General features: G+C 42.6%; 10 protein-coding genes. 1 reads left to right on the top strand and 9 read right to left on the bottom strand.

The window, feature by feature from the left end:
- Positions 1-91: 91 nt before the first annotated feature.
- The 9 genes from IKG78_RS01290 to IKG78_RS01250 form a co-directional block, all read right to left on the bottom strand.
- The gene (locus IKG78_RS01290; RefSeq protein ID WP_290938336.1) at positions 92-1,486 is read right to left on the bottom strand and encodes an FISUMP domain-containing protein; all 1,395 of its coding nucleotides are present in this window, start codon (positions 1,484-1,486) and stop codon (positions 92-94) included.
- 102 nt (positions 1,487-1,588) lie between these two features.
- The gene (locus IKG78_RS01285; protein WP_290938334.1) at positions 1,589-2,884 is read right to left on the bottom strand and encodes a fibrobacter succinogenes major paralogous domain-containing protein; all 1,296 of its coding nucleotides are present in this window, start codon (positions 2,882-2,884) and stop codon (positions 1,589-1,591) included.
- A gap of 198 nt (positions 2,885-3,082) precedes the next feature.
- On the bottom strand, positions 3,083-4,960 hold the full coding sequence (locus tag IKG78_RS01280; RefSeq protein ID WP_290938331.1) for an FISUMP domain-containing protein: 1,878 nt from the start codon (positions 4,958-4,960) through the stop codon (positions 3,083-3,085).
- 29 nt (positions 4,961-4,989) lie between these two features.
- Positions 4,990-7,020: an FISUMP domain-containing protein gene (locus tag IKG78_RS01275; RefSeq protein WP_290938328.1), complete on the bottom strand. Its 2,031-nt coding sequence runs from the start codon at positions 7,018-7,020 to the stop codon at positions 4,990-4,992.
- Positions 7,021-7,364: 344 nt separating this feature from the next.
- Positions 7,365-10,157 carry a fibrobacter succinogenes major paralogous domain-containing protein gene (locus IKG78_RS01270; protein WP_290938326.1) on the bottom strand — a complete coding sequence of 931 codons (2,793 nt, stop codon included), beginning with the start codon at positions 10,155-10,157 and terminating at the stop codon, positions 7,365-7,367.
- Positions 10,139-11,041, bottom strand: a complete 903-nt coding sequence (locus tag IKG78_RS01265) for a fibrobacter succinogenes major paralogous domain-containing protein (RefSeq protein ID WP_290938324.1) — start codon at positions 11,039-11,041, stop codon at positions 10,139-10,141. Before IKG78_RS01265 ends, IKG78_RS01270 begins: the two co-directional genes overlap by 19 nt.
- Positions 11,042-11,320: 279 nt before the next feature.
- Positions 11,321-14,434, bottom strand: a complete 3,114-nt coding sequence (locus tag IKG78_RS01260) for a fibrobacter succinogenes major paralogous domain-containing protein (protein ID WP_290938322.1) — start codon at positions 14,432-14,434, stop codon at positions 11,321-11,323.
- 241 nt (positions 14,435-14,675) lie between these two features.
- A complete protein-coding gene (locus IKG78_RS01255) occupies positions 14,676-16,625 on the bottom strand; it encodes an FISUMP domain-containing protein (RefSeq protein WP_290938321.1) in 1,950 nt (649 codons plus the stop codon).
- Positions 16,626-16,638: 13 nt separating this feature from the next.
- Entirely contained in the window at positions 16,639-19,896 is a 3,258-nt protein-coding gene (locus IKG78_RS01250) for a fibrobacter succinogenes major paralogous domain-containing protein (protein ID WP_290938319.1), read from the bottom strand.
- A 148-nt stretch (positions 19,897-20,044) separates the two neighbouring features.
- On the opposite strand from IKG78_RS01250, the gene IKG78_RS01245 reads away from it, so the two are divergent.
- Positions 20,045-20,254, top strand: coding sequence for a hypothetical protein (locus IKG78_RS01245; RefSeq protein ID WP_290938317.1), 210 nt, complete (start codon positions 20,045-20,047; stop codon positions 20,252-20,254).
- Positions 20,255-20,284 lie beyond the last annotated feature (30 nt).

Raw genomic sequence — 20,284 nt, 5'->3', positions numbered from 1 at the left:
AAAGCACCTAATCTTGGCAATCTAAATCTCCCAAAACATCACAAGAAGTATCAGGCTCCCCTGAAGGATATCCGGAAGGGTCATCCGAGACTTACCTATCCGCATCCCTGCATATAAAAGCGTCTAATTTTGTAGAATCTTCTATATCTAAAGGATCAACAACATTTGAAATTTCGCCCTTGACACAGCGAACTGGGAAAAAATTAACGTGCTGATCCAAATCAACATACTCATCTTTTTCAAAACAAGCCCGCCATTTGAAACAAAAATTTGTTTTCATATATGAAGTTTCATGGATTTCACACCGAAAGGTCATGTGATACGTATTGGAATCATTTTTTTCTGAAGCGCTCCAAAAATACACTTCCAAATTCAAATATGGGGCGATTACAGAAAAACCATATTTATCCGTTGAATCATCTATATTTAGCAATGCATCCCACTTTTTGGACATAAGAGTCTTTGCAGCTTCTGGCCCACCCACTGTGGTAATCAAAGATTTCCATTCCGCCATTGTTGGCAAATGATACCCCGCAGGGCATGCCTTTAGAGCATCCGACCTTGTATAAACACGACCATATTTAAAGCAGTTCATTGCCTGACGCTTATAGCAGGTACTATTTTCCGTTTCATAGTTCAAGTTTTCGGCCATCCAAGTTTGTTCGCCAATAGTCACAACTTTATAAGCTTGTCCATCACGAGAGTCGATAAGAAGGCTATCTCCAAGAGTATCGCGAGCAGACCTAATAACCGGAATAATTGGATGCGTAAAAACAGAAGGCGAATTCTTCTGGACTGAAGAACTATTGGATGTCGGAGAATCGTCCTTAATGCACCGTATAGAAAGCCAATTTTCTGATTGCCCTTCATATTTCTTCTTGGGTTCGCGAACTAAAGAAGCTCTATCATTATAGTAGTACAAATACAAGCCATAATTATCAACCCCAGCTCTCCAAAATTTTTCAGCTCCAGTACTCCAAAAAGCGGTATTACGCCTCATTCCGCTGTAAGCCCCATTTTCGGATCCTGAGTTAAAATTTTCGTCCAACTTGATTCCAGCAGGATATGCCGAGAAATTCAATTCATCGGAACCATTGCCGCCATTAAGCCAACCCTCTTTTGATTTAAGTTTTTCGCCTGCCAATAACGGTCCGCCAGCAAAATTAATCAAGACACTCCATTCCACTTGTGTCGGCACACGCCAGCCCGCAGGACATGCTTCTTTCGCTGAAGACAACGCATAAAGACGACCATATTTAACGCAATTGCTGTCAAGATTTTCATAGCAGTAGGTATTTTCCATTTCATAATTCAGGTTCTCGGCCATCCACGTCTGTTCGCCGATTTTCACAGTCTTGTAATTATGACCATCGCGAGGGTCAACGAGAGTTCCTTGCAAAGAAGGTTCATTTGCAAAACAGCTCGGGACAAAAACCGCGAGCAACATAACACAAATCAAAGGCAAAAAGGCGATACGTTTGTTCATAAGCATATTCTTTATTTATAAAAACAATATAAATACTTATAGCACAAGATTTCAAATAAATATTAAAGAAAAAGTGTGTCAATCGAATGAGTGAGGCATTCATCACTCCTTCACGCAGCGGACCGAGAGTTTTCTCATTTCGTTTTTCTCGTCATCTAACAGATTCGCATCGTCTCGATTCGAAATCAATTGCGTGTAATAGACATGGGCAGAATCCTCTGGTGCAAAGCTCCAAAAATACGCGTATTTGTCACCGACTCCGTAATCTCCCCAAAAATCTTTTTCACCAGCAGGGAGAGCGTTGAATCCGAAAGAGTCTATACCGTTGCCATTCCCAAGCCATCCCGTTTGAGCCTTAAGCGATTTCCCAGCAACAGCTTGGCCGCCCACTGTTGCAAATAAAGTTTTCCATTCTACGGTATCGGGCAAATGATATCCAGCAGGGCAAACTTTCATAGCTTCACTCCAAGTATATAGACGACCATATTCTGCACAATTAACCGCACGGTCATTAAAGCAATCACTGTTCTCTGTTTCGTAATTGAGGTTTTGAGCCATCCAAGTCTGCGTGCCGATTTTTACAATTTTGTACGATTGACCATCGCGGGAGTCAGTGAGGAAATCACCTATCAACTTAGAAGAGACAGCGTCATTCTCACGTTTTTCACCCTTAATGCAACGTACGGAGTATGCATTTTTCTTGCGTCTCTCATCCAGAATAAAGTTTTTATCCAAACTCATTCCATACGCAAAAGATGAAATAATATCAGTAGAACTCCAAAAAAACGCTGAATTTTCCATATCTAAATAAACAGAATCGCCTTCATCACTTCGCATACCCGCCGGAAGTCCTGAAAATCCAGAAGAATCCGACCCATTTCCATGAGGGGATCGCCAATCAATATACCATCCCGATTTTGACTTTAGCGACAATGCAGCTATAGTCTCTCCGCCCAATTCATCAATCAAAGTATTCCATTCTGCCGTATCTGGCAAATGATACCCAGCAGGGCATGCCTCTACCGCAGCATTCCATGTGTAAAGGCGGCCATATTGAAGGCAATTACTCATGCGATCGTCATAGCAGTAGCTATTCTCCGTTTCATAATTCAAGTTTTCTGCCATCCACGTTTGCGAGCCGATTTTCACCGTCTTGTAAACTTGACCATCACGGATGTCACAGACAAAATCTGCGGAAGCCGATTCCGGAATGCTTCGGCTTTGCTCAGTGCAAGTAGCGTCGGCAGCACAAGCTCCGTCCAGGATGACAACGGAAGAATCTACAGCTGGGATGGCAGCGGAAGAATCCGACGACATATTTTTAGCGGTACTGCATGCATCAAGCATCGCCAACGCAAAAAACAACGTGAAAACAAAAGCAGGGATGAATTTATGCATAAATACGTCGTTCGTTTATGAAGAAACAGTTGTCATTAGTCAGTGGTTAGTGGTCAGTGGTTAGTGGTTAGTGGTTAGTGGTTAGTAAACAGTAGGCAGTAGAAATTAACTACAGGGTATGGGGTATGAGCAATTGTAATTAGAAATGCCCAAACCCTTGCAAAGCAAGGTGACCTCAAGCGAAGCGACCTCATACCCCTAATCCTTCACGCAGCGGACTGATAACGCAATTTTTTTTATTACTTTGGCATCGTCGCCGTTCACGAAAACATTTGCATCATCACTTTTCAACTCCACCGAATGCACTAATTTATCACCAATTACAGTATAGCTCCAAAAACTCGCACTAGAACCCGCACCGAAAATTTTTTCTTCACTTGTTAAATAACCCATAGGATATGCGGAAAAGCCGTAATCGTCCGTACCATTTTTACCATCATTCCAGCCAGCGGTGGATCTCAGCTTATTACCTGCCGTGAATTGTCCTCCGACAGCGAAGAAAAGCTGTTCCCATTCCATTAGCGTGGGCAAGTGCCAACCTACAGGACAAATTTCCATCGCTATATTTCCTTTATAATAACGACCGTATTTAGCACATTTACTCGAATCATTTCCATAGCAGTAGCTGTCCTCCGTTTCGAAATTTAAATTTTCTGCCATCCAAGTCTGCGATCCAATACGCACTGTTCTGTACTTTTGACCATCACGAGAGTCGGTCATGGAATCAAGCTTGACCCCTGCCAAATGACTCTTGGGCAATACTCGGTTTGAATCTAGCTCCAGCATTGTGGCCGGTGTGACAACATTACGCACTTGTTCGTCTTTAACGCAGCGAATTGAAGATTCCAAAGCGGTCTTAGAATAAACATTCACCATATCTTCATCAAAACACACTTTATACGCACGACCGGAATCAAGTTCCGCAGAAGTCCAAAAACTCGCAGCAACGTCATAATTATCCGAAAGAATCGCATCGGTTCCACTGTACGTTCTTGGCGTAGCCATTACTGTAAATCCAAAATCATCCGTACCATTTTCACCGTCATCCCAACCTGATGTAGATTTAAGAGTCCTACTCGCCGCCTGTAGCCCCCCCACCTCAGAAAACAAGGCATACCACTCCATCGGAGTCGGCAAACGCCACCCCGACGGACACGCATCCTTCGCATCGTTCCACGAGTAAATACGTCCATATTTGATACAAGGGCCTTGTCCATATTCGGTACAAACGGAATTACTCCATCCCCACCAGCAATAACTGTCTTCAGTCTCATAGTTCAAGTTTTCAGCCATCCAAGTCTGCGAGCCAATATGCACCGTCCTGTACGTTTGACCATCACGCGGATCTGTCATGGAACCAATCTTGGGCCTTGTCGAATTGCTCCAAGAGTCGTCTTTAACACAGCGAATAGAAAGCGATTGAAACATCATTGATCCACTAACGAAAATACGATCGTCTATATGCAAACTATAAGCTTTAATCTGATAAAAAATATCAGAAGAGCTCCAAAAATCCGCACCATAGAACCAACCATTAGATGGAAGTACAGCAAAACCATAATCATCCGTCCCGCCCACTTCGGCAATTACACAATAATCATCAAAATCACATACGAAATCCTTCCAGCCCACCCTAGATTTAAGAGGAGCGCTCATTGAATCCACATGCGTTACGGATAAAAAAGCTTTCCACTCGTCTATTGTTGGCAAATGAAAGCCTTCAGGACAAGCCCCTCGCACAGGATAAGTCAAATTACAGTGTCCCTCAAAACAATCCGTCGCCTCATACCACGAATAAAGACGACCATATTTAACGCAATTGCTATCATTGCCATCTAGGCACTCGCTACCTTTCACATTGTAATTCAGATTTTCAGCCATCCAAATTTGGTCGCCAATTTTAACAGTTCTGTAAATGTGACCGTCGCGAACATCCATCAAATATCCATCAAGTTCGATTTCTTTTTCAGCAGGCGAAGAGGCCTCTCCAGACAGATCTTTCCTTACAGAGCCGCAAGCGACAAGCATCACGAAAGCTAGGCAACAAACAAGATATTTCAGAATAATATTTTTCATTTTCAAAAATCCGTGAACGAGTCGATTATTTAATGTTTAGAACTTGAAGAAGCAGGAGCTTTCGACGAAGACGATTCTATGGTTTCACCATTATTCTTTACGCAACGAACAGAATACGCATTCCCTCCGTCATAGAAGCGGCTATAGGGACTGTTAAATATGTCATAGGTATAGACATAATCGAATTTCACATCATCATAACAGCAAGTAATAAAAAATGATTCGATACGCCCCCCATCATAGCCGCCCCCTCCATCCCGTTTACCCGCTGGAAGCACCGAGAAACCATAATCGTCCGTTCCATTGTTATTATACCATCCTTCGGTAGCCTTAAGTTTTAACCTCGCCACCGACGAGCCGCCTACAGCATTCACCAACGACTTCCATTCATCTGTCGTTGACAAATGCCAACCGTTCGGGCAAGCATTTTTCGCGATTTCTTTTTTGTAGAGTCGTCCATATTTAGCACAGTTGTTTACATTATCTTCATAACAGTAGCTATCAGGTGTTATATAGTTCAAGTTCTGCGCAAACCAAGTCTGCTTGCCGATAGTTACCGTTTTGTAAGTTTGTCCATCGCGAAAATCAACAAAGGTATCCTTAACAACTTTCGAAGGTGGGAAATCCGCTGAAGATCGAGCCTTCTTTTTGCGGCGTATTTTAGATTTCGAGTGAGAAGTTCCATTTCCTTTGATGCAGCGCACAGAAATTTTTTCGTATTCAGCTTTTCTTTTGTCTATATTGCCTATATTGCAACATGTGGACAAATAATTGGAAAAATTCATAAAATAGCGTTCCGATGAAATCCAAAACTTCGCTTCGGAATCAAAAGTAGGAATCATCGTAAAACCATAATCATCCGAGCCATTACTATAAAACCACTCATTATAAAGCCACTCATTCGCCGTCCATCCATTCCTTGACCGAAGCACATAACCTGCCGTATTTTTTCCTCCCACAGATTCAAATAAAGTATCCCAATCCGCTTCAGTCGGCAAGCGCCAACCCACAGGACAGACATCGTTAGCGTCTTCCCATTTATAGCAACATCCTCGATATTTATTGCAACCATTATCTTTGTCAGAACAATAACTATCCCCGATGTCATAATTCAGATTTTCAGACATCCAAACCTGCGAACCAATCGTCACAGTTCCATAAGTTTGTCCGTCACGAGAATCTTTAAACGAACCTACAATAACGCTGTCTGGCTGAACAGGCCTACGCCAATATTCCCTTCCTTTTTGGGGTTCACCATGAGGATTCGACCGAAAAGACAAAGGAGAACGTCCGCTTTCTCCACCATCTACATTCTTTATGCAACGCACAGAAAAGCCGCGTGTTTTCGAGATACTTTTAACATCGACTTTATTATGTTCCAAGCCCATGTAATAGGCATCAAAAATTCCGATTTCCGTTGAACTCCAAAAAACGCCGTCATTGCCAATGAGAAAACGATTGTCCAAATCCACGTCACCAGCAGGGAGTGCCGAAAAGCCGTAATCATCGGTTCCATTACCGATGCCAAGCCAACCCGTTTTCGATTTGAGAACTTTATTCGCTATAGACGCACCGCCCACTTCTTTAATCAAGTCAAGCCATTCATTTCGCATCGGCAAGTGCCAACCATCTGGGCATACACCTTGCACTTGTCTTATCAAAGGACATTTTCTATCATAACCACATTCATAGCCACTTGTACGTAAAATTTCAGCACTATCCATCGCGGCAGCCCAAGTATAAAGGCGACCGTATTTAGTACAACTATCGGAAACATCCTTATAACAATAGCTGTTTGGTGTCGCGTAGTTCAGATTTTCAGCCATCCAAGTTTGCGAACCGATTTGCACAATCTTGTAACGCCGCCCGTCACGAGGGTCGGTTACAAATTTCATAGTTTCTCTGAAGCTGTCAGAGTGCCTAGACAACGAATCTGATTCTGGCACTGGGGTCGTGACTGCCGAAAGATCCGACGACATATTTTGGGCATAGCTGCTAGCGACAAGCATCGCCAACGCAAAAGGCAACATGAAAACAAAAGTAGAGATAAATTTATGCATAAATACGTCGTTCGTTTATGAAGGTAATATACAAAATAAGAGGCGGCTGGAAAATAGAGATCAGAGGTCAGTGATTAGTGGTTAGAGGTTAGTAAACAGTAGGAAGTTGGGATCGTCATCCTGGAGGCGTCAGCCGATAGGATCCAGTAAAGTCTTGAATAGCAATAAAAAAGTAACTGTAGTTCCAGAATCCTCTTATGCGGATCTTTTTGCAGATGCGTTTCTTTTTACTTTTGCCCATAGCTCATGGTTCGACAAAAGGTTGGTGAGCCTGTCGAACCACACCAACCAGCTCATCAATGTAGCAAGCGACCCCATACCCCAAGAGCCCATGCCCAAACCCCTTAATCTTTCACACAGCGGACTGGCATGGCATAATTTTTATTTCGTTGTTTCAAGAGTGTTCGAAGAACATTTTTAAAATCAGCAAAACTTCCTTCTATAGACCACTCAACATCACGTTTAAAATCCATAGAATATGCGGAATCGCGGCTATCGCTTTCTGTAGAACTCCAAAAATGAGCATCACTTGCAACATATTTATTTTCTTCTTCAAAATTTCCATCACTAGACCTGCATCCGACAGGAAAGGCTGTGAACCCATAATCATCTCTACCGGCAACATTTCCATACCATAAAAAATTTTTTCCAATTGTTCCATTTCTAGATAAATCTTTTTCAATCGTTTCAATTCTAGATTTAAGCAATGTATAAGCGTACTCTTCTCCGCCAGCAGATTCAATCAACGTTTCCCATTCCGATTTTGACGGCAAATGAAAACCGGCAAGGCAAACATCCTTAGTCATATTCCATGGATAAAAACGACCGTATTTAGAACAGTAATCAACGCTATCGAGATAACAAAAACTCCCCTGCACATCGTAATTTAAATTTTCCGCCATCCAAGTCTGCAAACCGATGGTGACCGTTTTATAAATTCGTCCGTCACGGGAATCTATGACACTATCTTTCACAACGCTCGAAGGGTGAACAAACCCCGGCTTTGATTTTTCGTCTTTAACGCAACGGACAGAATACCGGTTACGAGCATCATCGTTATTGATATGAGCATCCTCATCGTTATTCAGGCTCACAGAATTCGTACCACCATGGTCATCAACACTCCAAAAATTAGCGATAGAGCTCTCGAAATAAAATCCGCTTTCAAAAGACGAACGCCCCACAGGGATAGCAGAAAATCCATAATCATCTGAACCATTCTTTTCCCAACCCATCGTTGATTTGAGCATTTTTCCGGCAGATATTTTTCCACCCACCGCAGAAAATAAGATTTTCCATTCATATGTTGTTGGCAAATGAAAACCCACAGGGCAAACTCCTTGCACAGGGTAAACCCCAAGCGGATTGCAAGTTGATTTATAACCACACCCTTCACCATTCACGCCAAAAACGCCAGCACTATCCATCGCTGCAGCCCAAGTATAAAAGCGACCGTAGGCAGCACACTTATCAGGGTCATTGTTGAAACAGTAGCTATTGGCCGTTCCGTAATTCAAATTCTCGGCCATCCAAGTTTGCGTGCCAATTGTGACCGTATTGTATTTGCGTCCATCGCGAGAATCAACAAGCGTACCCTTGATAACATCTGAAGGCGAAACAACTTTTGCAACCTGCCTTTCGTCAAGAACGCAACGAACCGATAATCCCATATCCTTCGATTCATTATACATATCGACCCTATCATGGTAGTAACTCAAAATCACTGCAGACGCGTCTTTTTTATTTTCCAAAAAGGAATCAGAGTCCCAAAAAATCGCAAAATTTCTATCAGCGCTATAAACCCCATCATTACCATATCTAAAACCAGCAGGAAGAACGGAGAATCCATAATCATCCGTTCCATTGCCACCGCCATGCCATCCCGATTTTGACTTTAAAACCTTACCCACCAAGGACGAATCATTCATTCCATAAACAATCTCCGTACCACTAGGAGTAAGCACAATTTCATCATCTGGCCAACCCACATCATTAAACAAACTCCTCCATTCACCTATTCTCGGCAAATGTGATCCCGCAGGGCACGCATTCATCGCAGCCTCCCATGTATAAAGGCGACCGTACTTTTCACATTTGCTAGAATCATCTCCAAAGCAATAGCTACCTAAAATATCATAATTCAGATTTTCGGCCATCCAAGTTTGCCAAGAAAAAGTCACTGTTTTGTATTTTCGGCCATCGCGTTTATCCGTAAACGAACCTTCAAGGACATTCGAAGGTGGGAATTTCACGGAAGAGGACAAAGTTGCTGAAGAAGAGGATTCTTCATTTTTCATCGACGTTTTCAAATTTGACGAAGAATTTTGCAGTTCGAAAGATGGTTCATTTTTTACACAGCGAACCGAAAAACCACTCCCTTTATAATCACCCTCTAACCCCACATCATCTCTGTAATACGACAAAGTAACACTATAGGCATTATCTTTGTTTTTTTCTATAGAACTCCAAAAAGCGGCATATTCATTCTTTGCGAAAAAGTCATAAGGAATATTCCTATCAGTCCTATATTTATCATAATTAACGATAGGCACTCCATAAAGATATTCATCAAGGCGAATCGCTCCAGAGGGTAAAACCGAAAATCCATACTTATCTGTTCCTTGGCCGCCATAGTTCCAATCGAAAGTAGATTTTAGGACATTGCCTGCTACAGACATTCCGCCAACAGTTGCAAACAAAGTTTTCCATTCGGTAGTATCGGGCAAGTGCCAGCCCTCAGGGCATGCATCCTTTGCAGCGTTCCACATGTAAAGACGGCCATTTTTAGCACAGTTACTGACGTGGTCATCATAGCAGAAACTCGTACCCATCACAGCAAAAAAGCTACAATCCGTGGTTCCAAATTGATCATCACAATACATATTGATTTTTGCTTTTCTAATTTTTGCAGTTTCGTAATTTAGATTTTCCGCCATCCAAATTTGATGGCCTATTTTCACGGTCTTGTAAATTTGTCCGTCGCGAGGATCGACAAGCATTTCCGTAGACTCAGCTAGACACAGTCCGTCGCCAGCGGCACAGCTATCAGCTTTAACTTCATTACGAGAAGCACCACACGCAGCGAGAGTCATAAGCACGACGGCATAAAGAATAAGCATTATAATTCGTCTAGCCATATTTTCATTTCTTCGTCATTCAATGTAGGAGTATTCGCCGTCAAAGGGAGGTCGTAAAATTTAATTCCCGGTCGATCCAAGTCATTCATTTTTAAGGGACCCTCAGATTTTGAAGGAGTTCCCTTAACACAACGAACGGAAAAACCTTTATTTTTATTCCCCAAAAGCAGCATCGCGACACTAGAAACATTCGCAAAACCCATGTATGGAATTTGGTTAGACTCGGTTTCTGTAGCACTCCATAAAAAAACATATTCAAATATTTTGTCGAAAGAACCGTCTTCGTTCATGACACCGGTGGGAAGTGCAGAAAAACCGTACATATCATCCGCAATATCGCAATGACGGCATTTTTTCCAGCCACCCTTAGACTTGAGCACACCTCCCGCCAAAAATTGTCCACTTGCATTTTCTATCAACGAGACCAATTCATCATACGTCGGCAAATGCCAGCCATCGGGGCACGCATTCATTGCCGCATTCCAAGTATAAAGGCGGCCATATCTCATGCAATTACTCGCGTTATTTTTATAACAATAGCTACCGGCCATTTCGTAATTCAAGTTTCTTGCCATCCAGACTTGATTGCCTACAGTCACTATCTTGTAAACTTGACCATCGCGAAAGTCGCGGAAAAAATCTGCGGAATCCGATTCTGGCATGCTCCGGCGTTGCTCACTTCGGCTTTGCTCAATGCTGGCAGTGTCGGCAGTGCAGGCAGCACAGGCTCCGTCCGGGATGGCAGCTGAGGAATGAGATTCCGGCACAGTGGTCGGGATGACTGCAGAGGAATCCAACGACATATTTTTGGCGGAGCTGCACGCGATTAGCGTCGCCAAAGCTAAGAGCCACAAGAAAACAATAGCAGGGATGAATTTATGCATAAATACGTCGTTCGTTTATGAAGGCAATATACAAAATAAGAAGTGGCTGAAAAATAGCGATCAGAGAGTAGAGATCAGAGGTTAGTGGTCAGTGGTTAGTGGTTAGTAAACAGTGGTTAGTAGGCAGTAGGAAGTAGGCGGTAGGAAGTGACTGCTAGGTATGGGCACGGGGCTTACGCCCCTTGAAGTATGGGGTGAGGTTATTGTAATTAGAACAGTCCAAAGCCTCGCAAAGCAAGGCAAACTCAAAGCGAAGCGACCTCATAGCCCTCCACCCCATCAATCCTTCACGCAGCGGACTGATCTTTTCTCTGATTTTTCACTATCCGATTGATACACCGCATAACTGTACTTGGCAACCATATACACATAATAAACCGAATTACCGGAGCGACCACCATTATTCGCCGAAGAACTCCAGAACGAAGCATATTCGCCTTTGCCATCAGAAGGCAATACAGAAAAGCCGTAATCATCCGTTCCATTTCCATTTTGCCAATTCCAATTCTCGCAAGTTTTCCAAAGCGATTTAGACTTAAGAACTTTACTCGCCGAAGCTTGACCGCCTACAGTTGCAAATAAAGTTTTCCACTCCGTCGTATCCGGCAGATGATACCCCACAGGGCATACATTCATCGCTTCCGCCCATTCATAGAACCGGCCAAATTTAGTACAGTTACTGTCCGCGTTCTTATTGCAGGAACTTTTCTCCGTTTTGTAATTTAAGTTTTCGGCCATCCATGTCTGCGAACCAATTTTTACGGTCTTGTATTTTTTACCATCGCGAGGGTCTACCAAACGTTCGCCTTTTATTTCCCGTCTTTGGACTTTTTCCTCTCCACTAAACGAGTCCTTAAGGCAACGCACAGAATAAACATATTCTTTTGCATTATATGATTTCAAAGCGTCATTGCTACCATCAAACTTTATATAGAAAGCATCTTTATAATTACCATTTTCCGAAGAACTCCAAAAAATCGCATTAGCACCTTTATTTTTATATTCATCAATGAGTTCCAATCCATAACCAACAGTTCCGTAATAATACGCTTCGCCCGCTGGGAATACAGAGAATCCATACGTATCCGTACTGTTTACACCATTGTTCCAATCCGTTGCAGATTTTAGAATTCCCACATTCAATTTTTTCCCATACGGAGCGAATTGTCCACCGGCAAACTCAAACAAAGTATTCCATTCTGTCGTATCGGGCAAATGATAACCCACAGGGCATGCGTTTATTGCCATTGACCATGGGTAAAGGCGACCATACTTAGCGCAATTGCTGGAGTCATCGTCATAACAAGAACTGTAATCGGTTTTATAGTTGAGGTTTTCGGCCATCCATGTTTGCGAGCCAATTTTCACAGTCTTGTATGTTTGTCCGTCACGAGAGTCTGTTACGAATCCTGTACTATCGCGAGACTCCAATATTTGGCTTGCTCCGCCCTCCCAAATATCATTTTTTCTTTTTTCTACACTCTTTCCAAGAATCGTATCCTTCACGCAGCGGACCGAGTGCTTGATAGTTTTTTGTCCACGAATACTCAAATTCACATCATGGTTACGATAATTCAATAGAAGATGATATGCAACAGTTTCATAGTTGCCGACAGAAGTCCAAAAACCAGCATTATAGCCATCAGTTGCCTGAGCACCGAAGCCAAAATAATCCGAGCCGTTTCCAACTACAAAATCTGAGCAATCTAAGCAACGAATTAGCGGTTCTGTCGCCCACCCACTTCTGGACTTGAGTGCTTTACCCGATCCGCCAACAACATGAATCAAAGTATCCCATTCCTTTTCCGTTGGCAAATGCCAACCTACAGGGCATACTCCTTGCACAGGATACGTCACCGGAATTTTTTCACAAGAATTGCAATTTTCATCGTTTCCATTAAACGATTCAGGAATACCCATCGCAGAAGCCCATGTATATTCGCGACCGAACTTAACACAGTTGCTATCCGCATCACCGGGGCAAGAACTATATTCCGTTTTGTAGTTAAGGTTCTCCGCCATCCAAGTTTGAGAACCTATTTTTACAGTCTTGTAAGTTTGTCCGTCACGAGAATCAGTCATTGTTTCTTTCGGAACATTTTTGACACAACGAACAGAGACAGACAAACCGTCTCCCTTCTGAACAAAATCACCATCGTTATTATTGTACTTTAACAAATAAGGCTCAGGACTCCAAAAAAGAGCGTAACGTCCATCGCTGCTGTATTTACCATTACCATATCTGAAACCGGCAGGGATTGCCGAAAAACCAAAATCGTCCGTTCCATCGCCACCGCCAAACCATCCTGCGCGAGACTTGAGAGCCTTGCCTGCAGAAGAACGGCCCACAAACTTCAACAAGACTTCCCATTCATAATTTTCCGGCAAATGCCAACCGCTAGGACAAACCCCTTGCACAGGATACGTTGCATTATTGCTATCCATGACCGCATTCCATGCATAAAGCCGTCCATACTTTGCACAGTTACTTACTTTATTTTCATAGCAATAACTTTTAGACACTTTGTAGTTCAAATTTTCCGCCATCCACACTTGATTGCCAATTTGGACGGTCTTGTAAGTTTGTCCATCACGGGAATCTGTCATGGATTCTACAGTTCGATGTTGCTCGCCCACTGCAGCGTTATCCGAGGATGACAGCAAAGCTTTGAAATCTAATTTCGTCACACGTTCGTCTTGTGTCTCTCGCTTGTCTTTGATGCAGCGAACAGAACCGCCCATTTTTTTATAATCCGAAACCAAGTCCATCTTATTTTTATAGTAATACAAATACGCTCCATACGCATCACTACTATCAAGTTCTGTAGAACTCCAAAAAAATGTATTACGCCCCTCGGCATTGTACTTGTTATCACCATACGTTCCATAAACATTCATCATCCCAACTGGGAGAGCCGAAAAGCCATAAGCATCAGTGCCGTTCTTCCCATTAAACCATCCTGTGGTAGATTTAAGCGATTTACCAGATTTATCTACGCCCACAACAGACATCAAAGTATCCCACTCATCTCGCGTCGGCAAATGCCAGCCTTCAGGGCAAGCTAGCGTCGCTATTTTCCATGCATAAAGACGACCATATCGGGTACAGTTGATAAAATCATCGTCAAAACAGTAGCTAGTCGGCACGTCATATGAACCACCTTGTCCCCAAAAAACAAGCTCAGAATCGATATGTTGATCAAGCGTTTCGTAATTCAGATTTTCCGCCATCCACACTTGATTGCCTATTTGGACGGTCTTGTAAATTTGACCGTCACGCGAATCCTTCATGAAGCCGTATTTTTCCGCAGACGAATTCTTCGCAAAAGAACTCGACGCAAGAACAGCAAGCAAGAAGACAACGAATAAAAAAGAAAAACGTTTATTGGTCATTGGTCAATAGTCATTAGTAAACAGTGGTTAGTGGTTGGTGGTTAGTAAACAGTAGGAAGTAGGCGGTAGGAAATAGGAAGTGGTTAGTGAATAGGTAATGAGGTTTGAGTGGCTGCGTTGTCATCCCGGACTAGTTCCGGGATCTTCTTACGCGGTTCTCTTTGCAGATGCGTTTCTTTTTGCTTTAGCCCATACCCCAAAGCACCGTAGGTGCGACCCCAAACCTCATAGCACATCCCCCTTAATCCTTCACGCAGCGGATGGTGAATGCATAATGCTTTTCAATACCGCTAAATTGAATACCTTTGCCATTGTAATTATTCGAATGTTGGAGAGACATATGATACGCCTTGTCTGTACTACTTTCTATAGAACTCCAATAATTTACTGGTGGGTTACAAAATCCGCTTGTGCCATCATGTTCCATATTGCAACTCGGGTACGCCGAAAATCCATAATCATCCGTTCCTTCCTCTACCCAATCAAAACCTTCTTCCAATTTCTTAGCAGACATGAGTTTTGATGCCGCATCATATTCGCCACCAGCCGTAGCCACCAAGTTCTTCCATTCTGTCAGAGTCGGCAAATGAAAACCTTCAGGACAAACTCCACGAACCGGGAAATTCGGGGGACAAGACGTTCCTGAACCACATCCCTTACCATTTACGCTAAAAGCACCCACACTATCCATAGCCGAAGCCCAAGTGTAAAAACGGCCATACAGTTCGCAATATTGAGTAGAGTCATGGTAACAAAAACTACCGGCTGTCTTGTAATTGAGATTTTCGGCCATCCAAACTTGATTGCCAATTTTAGTTGTTCTATACGTCTTACCATCACGGGCATCAACAACAGAATCCATAATGGTCGCTTTTTCAATTCCTTCCGTATTTTTCTGCAATTCAACAGGGAATGCATTTTCCCGTGCAGACTCATCCTTCACGCAACGAATCGGTATATCATTACGTTTACGTACGTAATCAATCCCCACTTCTTTTTTTTCTTTCGAATAAACTTCAAGACGTATTCCATAAGCATAATCATCATCACTATCATTGTCGGAACTCCAAAAAGCTGCAGTTTTTCCGCATATACTCTCAGAGCTATCTTCAGCACATATTATTTCATAATTATTAGCAACCATGGAGAATCCATTACCAGATGTCGATTCAAGAACATCAAACACCGCATTTTCACCACCTAAAACAGAAATCAGAGTATTCCATTCGGTCGTATCCGGCAAATGCCAACCAATGGGGCAAATTCCACGCACGGTTCCCGTCCTGTTCTTTTGAGTGTACGCTTCCCCCATCGCAGTTTTCCATGTATAATATCCAATATTTCGGCAATAGAATCTCATGCAATTATCATCGTATTCGGCCTTATAAGCCAAATCCTCCGCCATCCAAGTCTGTTTACCATAAGTCACAATCTTGTAAACATTTCCATCGCGAACATCGACCATTTGATTACTCGTTTCGCCGATAGGCAGAGTTTTCTTTCCGATAAATTCATTTTTAGCTAAAGAATCATCTTTAAGGCAACGAACAGAATACTTATTGCCCTTATTTTCTCCAAGCAAGAACGCTTCATCACTTTCGCTTCTTAATCCCATGAAATACGCTAGGCTATCATTGTAATAATCAGAACTCCAGAAAAAAGCTTCTCCAACGGAACTAAACTCCCCATTATCTTTTTCATACCCACTTTGAAGTGCAGAAAAGCCAGAAGCATTCGTCGCCCTATTATGCCCATACGAGTCCATTCCCCAATTTTTCGGTGACTTAAGCGCTATGGCCGCAGTAACTTTCCCACCAAGAGCAGAAAAAAGCTCATGCCAATCCGATTGTGTCGGCAAATGCCATCCCTCAGGGCAAGATTCAAGTGCAGCCTTCCAAGCATAGAGACGGCCATTTTTATAGCAATTACTTATAAAGTTGTCATAGCATGTACTATTCGCCATTTCATAATTCAAGTTCTCAGCCATCCAAGTTTGAGAACCGATCGCTACGGTCTTATAAATTTGACCATCACGTGGGTCCATCATGTGCATCCCGGAATCCGCTGTAGAATCAGCAGATTCATTACTAGACATTGCATTTACTTCATAAGATTCAGGTTTCGTACCGCCACAAGCGACAAGAATTAAGAACAAAATTGCACTAACAATAGAAAAAAAACTTTTATTCATATTCCACACCTATCTAATCAGAATCTTTAACGCAACGGACTGAACGCCCATAGTAATTGAAATTTCTGTTAAAGTAAATCGTATAGCTATAGGATGCCACTAGGTATATGTAATACGCATCACGATCTTTTACTGAAGCAGTCCAGAATTCAGCCTTTCTTCCTTCGGAACCAAATTCGTGATTATAACCCCAACCATCAACAGGAAGTACTGAAAAACCATAATCATCTGAGCCATTACCATTCGCCCAGCACCAGTTTTTGCATGTTTCCCAACCGCTTTTAGATTTCAAAAATTTACTGGCCGTAAGGCGTCCACCCACTGAAGCAAATAAAGTATTCCATTCGGTTGTATCAGGCAGATGCCAGCCTGCAGGGCACGCTTTCACAGCATCATTCCATGTGTAAAAACGGCCATATTTAGAGCAGTTGTGGTAATCATTTTTGTAGCAACGGCTGTCATTTGTTTCATAGTTCAGGTTTTGAGCCATCCAAGTCTGTGAACCAATTTTTACGGTTTTGTAAACTTGACCATCACGATCGTCAATAAGAGAATCCTTAACGACGCTCGACACAGGAACCATTGCAGAATAGGTTTTATTTTGCAGAGGCTTATTCTTTATGCAACGAACAGAGATTGCATTGCGATCACTTCCAGACATATAAAAAGCACGTTTGGTACCACTTTCCATCGTTAAAAAGGAATTACTGAAACTGGGATCCACATCAACAGACCAAAAATAAGCGCTCGTTCCCACACCCTTATGAGTATTCGGTCTATTAAATACCTCAGAATAATAATTGGATTGACCCGCGGGCAATGCAGAAAAACCATATTCATCCGTACCGTTTCCATTGCCAAGCCAGCCCTCTTTGGACTTGAGCTTTTCTCCCGCCCCTATGAATCCATCATACTTTCGACGTTCCACCCCAAGCGTTGCAAACAAGGTATTCCATTCATCTTCAGTCGGCAAATGCCAATCCGCAGGGCAAGCGTTATACGCCTCGCCCCATTCATAAAGGCGACCATATTTTGCACAACTATCCGGGTCTTTATGACAAGTACTGAATTGTGTTTTATACTTGAGATTTTCCGCCATCCAGGTCTGTTCCCCAATCGTCACGGTCCTATACGTTTGTCCGTCACGGGAATCTTTGAGTGTTCCATAATTTATTCCGCGACCATCATTTTTTGCTACCGTTGGTTGAGCTGATGGTTTACTCTCTCGTTTTTCTTCTTTCGTTTGGAGTGCGCCGAGGTCTGCGCTTTCAACTTCATCCTGAATGCAGCGGACCGATAATCCATCATTTTTATAATCGCTCCCGGAACAGTAACTAACATCGGCTTTTTCCTTTTCTGCACTAAGACTCATATAGTTCGGAGCACTCTTGTAGTAACCCGTAGAGCTCCAGAACATTGCCGATTCACCTATACCCTTGCCGCCATCCTTATTCCATCGTCCCGCAGGAACTGCAGAAAATCCAAAATAATCATAACCATTCCCACCAGGTTTACAAGTTCTATCAAAAAAGTGATGACCATAATCGCACCGTTTCCAACCGGTCGTAGACTTCAAAGCCACCCCTGATGACGTTCCTTTCTCTACCGTTTCCAATAAAGTCATCCATTCTGTTTCCGTTGGTATATGCCACCCCTTAGGGCAAACGCCACGTAACGGGAACTTCGGAGGACAAGGTTTGCAATAGCCGCAATCTTCATCATCATCTTTATACAAGCGAACGCTATCTAACGCAGCCGTCCACAAATAAAGGCGTCCGTATTTGGTACAGTTGCTATCCGCATTGTTATAGCAAAAACTATTCGGCGATTTGAATCTCAAATTTTCAGCCATCCAGTTCTGCTTGCCAATCTTCACCGTCTTATAAGTTTGTCCATCACGATGATCCACGAGCGTCCCTATAGCAATATCTTTGATGCAACGCACCGACGCTCCAACTTTTGACAATTCCACTATCATTTTTGTTCTAGGGCTATAGTAGTTGAAAAATACTCCATTTGTAGCAGATATCCAGAACAAAGAATATAAGCCTTCACGGCTATAGCTTCCATCACTGAACCTGATGCCAGCAGGAAGCACAGAGAAACCCACATCATCATCGGCTTTGGCACTATCCCCAAACCATCCCATCGTTTTTTTAAGGCGCTTGCCCGCCAAAGAATCCCCTCCTACGGCATCAATTAATCGTTCCCACTCCCATTGAGATGGCAAATGCCAACCCACAGGGCACAAACCTTGTTCCGCATTTAAAGAAGAAGAATCCCTCATCGCATCCGATGTGTAGAGTCGTCCATATTTTTCGCAATTTTCGGCTTTATCGCCAAAGCAATAACTATCGGACGTTTTATACTTCAAATTTTCAGCCATCCAAGTCCAAGAACCAACCTTTAACGTCTTGTAAGTTCGCCCGTCACGAGAATCAACCATAGTTCCAGATTCCGTGACTACAGATACATCAGCATCAACGCTCGTTTCTTGCGAAGACGAAGAAGACGTTGCCATAGCGGAAGAACTTGAAGACAACTTAACACCCTTTAAGCAACGGACTGATCGCGCAATGGCATACGAATCAAATCCTAATTTTGCACCATTGTTATAATAATTCAAAAACATTCCATACGCACCTTTTTCGGGATCATCCGTAGAGCTCCAAAAGGAGGCATATTCATTGGGGGGACTTTGAGAATCTAATTCATACCTAAAGCCAACAGGAAGTGCAGAGAATCCATATTCATCTGTCCCATTTCCTCCATTCCGCCAACCTTCTGTAAATTTAAGTACCTTTCCAGCAGATTCGATTCCACCGACTGTTGCAAACAAAGTGTTCCACTCTGTAGTATCCGGCAAATGCCACCCCACAGGGCAAGCCTCCACAGCAGTACTCCAAGGATAAAGGCGTCCGTACCGCAAGCAGTTGGTAGTACGATTATCATAACAATAGCTAGTCTCTGATTTAAGCGTAACTTTTTTAGACCTTTTATTACGTATATTCTTAGATTTATGCGATCCATTCGTCAAAAAACCAGAAAAATCAGAATCAATACTGTAAACTGCATCACGCGTTTCGTAATTCAGGTTTTCCGCCATCCACACTTGATCGCCAATTTGGACGGTCTTGTAAATTTGACCGTCACGCGGATCCTTCATGGAACCGTAATTTTTTGCAATTTTTCCATTAGACGAAACGCTCGCAAAACCGCTAGCGAATAAAAAAGCACATATCAGCAATAACAGAGAAAATCGTTTATGCATAAAAACACCTTTATCCCAATATACAAAATATCCATTTTTATGTTTATGCAAAAAAAAATGAACAGAGAGCATCACTGACTTTGTTAAACCAGATTGTTTTAGACCTGAGTTCATTTCCGGCTCGTATAAAAAATGCTATATTTATGGCATGGCATATGTACTTCTCATTCTCGTTAGCATCGCAGGTCTTGCACTCTGCGGTTTTTATCTCAAAAAAAACATTATCCGCATCAAGGATAAGAACAAGGATGAGCCGAATAAATACAAACGTATTTGGAACTACGTGCCGACTGGCCTTTGGTACGGCTATCTCATCCTGTTCTTCGCAGGACTAACCATCAACAATACGATTTTCTAATCGTTAGTCTTTCCTGGTCTCATAAACCAC

The organism is Fibrobacter sp. (assembly GCF_017545445.1).
Lineage (GTDB): Bacteria > Fibrobacterota > Fibrobacteria > Fibrobacterales > Fibrobacteraceae > Fibrobacter.
The sequence above is the reverse complement of the archived record's forward strand: the minus strand, read 5'-3'. Positions and strand labels throughout refer to the sequence as shown.

Bases quoted from the DNA above. Each gene is read 5' to 3' on its own strand.
- IKG78_RS01285 (WP_290938334.1), bottom strand. From the start codon at position 2,884: ATGCATAAATTCATCCCTGCTTTTGTTTTCACGTTGTTTTTTGCGTTG.
- IKG78_RS01290 (WP_290938336.1), bottom strand. From the start codon at position 1,486: ATGAACAAACGTATCGCCTTTTTGCCTTTGATTTGTGTTATGTTGCTC.
- IKG78_RS01255 (WP_290938321.1), bottom strand. From the start codon at position 16,625: ATGAATAAAAGTTTTTTTTCTATTGTTAGTGCAATTTTGTTCTTAATT.
- IKG78_RS01280 (WP_290938331.1), bottom strand. From the start codon at position 4,960: ATGAAAAATATTATTCTGAAATATCTTGTTTGTTGCCTAGCTTTCGTG.
- IKG78_RS01265 (WP_290938324.1), bottom strand. From the start codon at position 11,041: ATGCATAAATTCATCCCTGCTATTGTTTTCTTGTGGCTCTTAGCTTTG.
- IKG78_RS01245 (WP_290938317.1), top strand. From the start codon at position 20,045: ATGGCATATGTACTTCTCATTCTCGTTAGCATCGCAGGTCTTGCACTC.
- IKG78_RS01270 (WP_290938326.1), bottom strand. From the start codon at position 10,157: ATGGCTAGACGAATTATAATGCTTATTCTTTATGCCGTCGTGCTTATG.
- IKG78_RS01250 (WP_290938319.1), bottom strand. From the start codon at position 19,896: ATGCATAAACGATTTTCTCTGTTATTGCTGATATGTGCTTTTTTATTC.
- IKG78_RS01275 (WP_290938328.1), bottom strand. From the start codon at position 7,020: ATGCATAAATTTATCTCTACTTTTGTTTTCATGTTGCCTTTTGCGTTG.
- IKG78_RS01260 (WP_290938322.1), bottom strand. From the start codon at position 14,434: ATGACCAATAAACGTTTTTCTTTTTTATTCGTTGTCTTCTTGCTTGCT.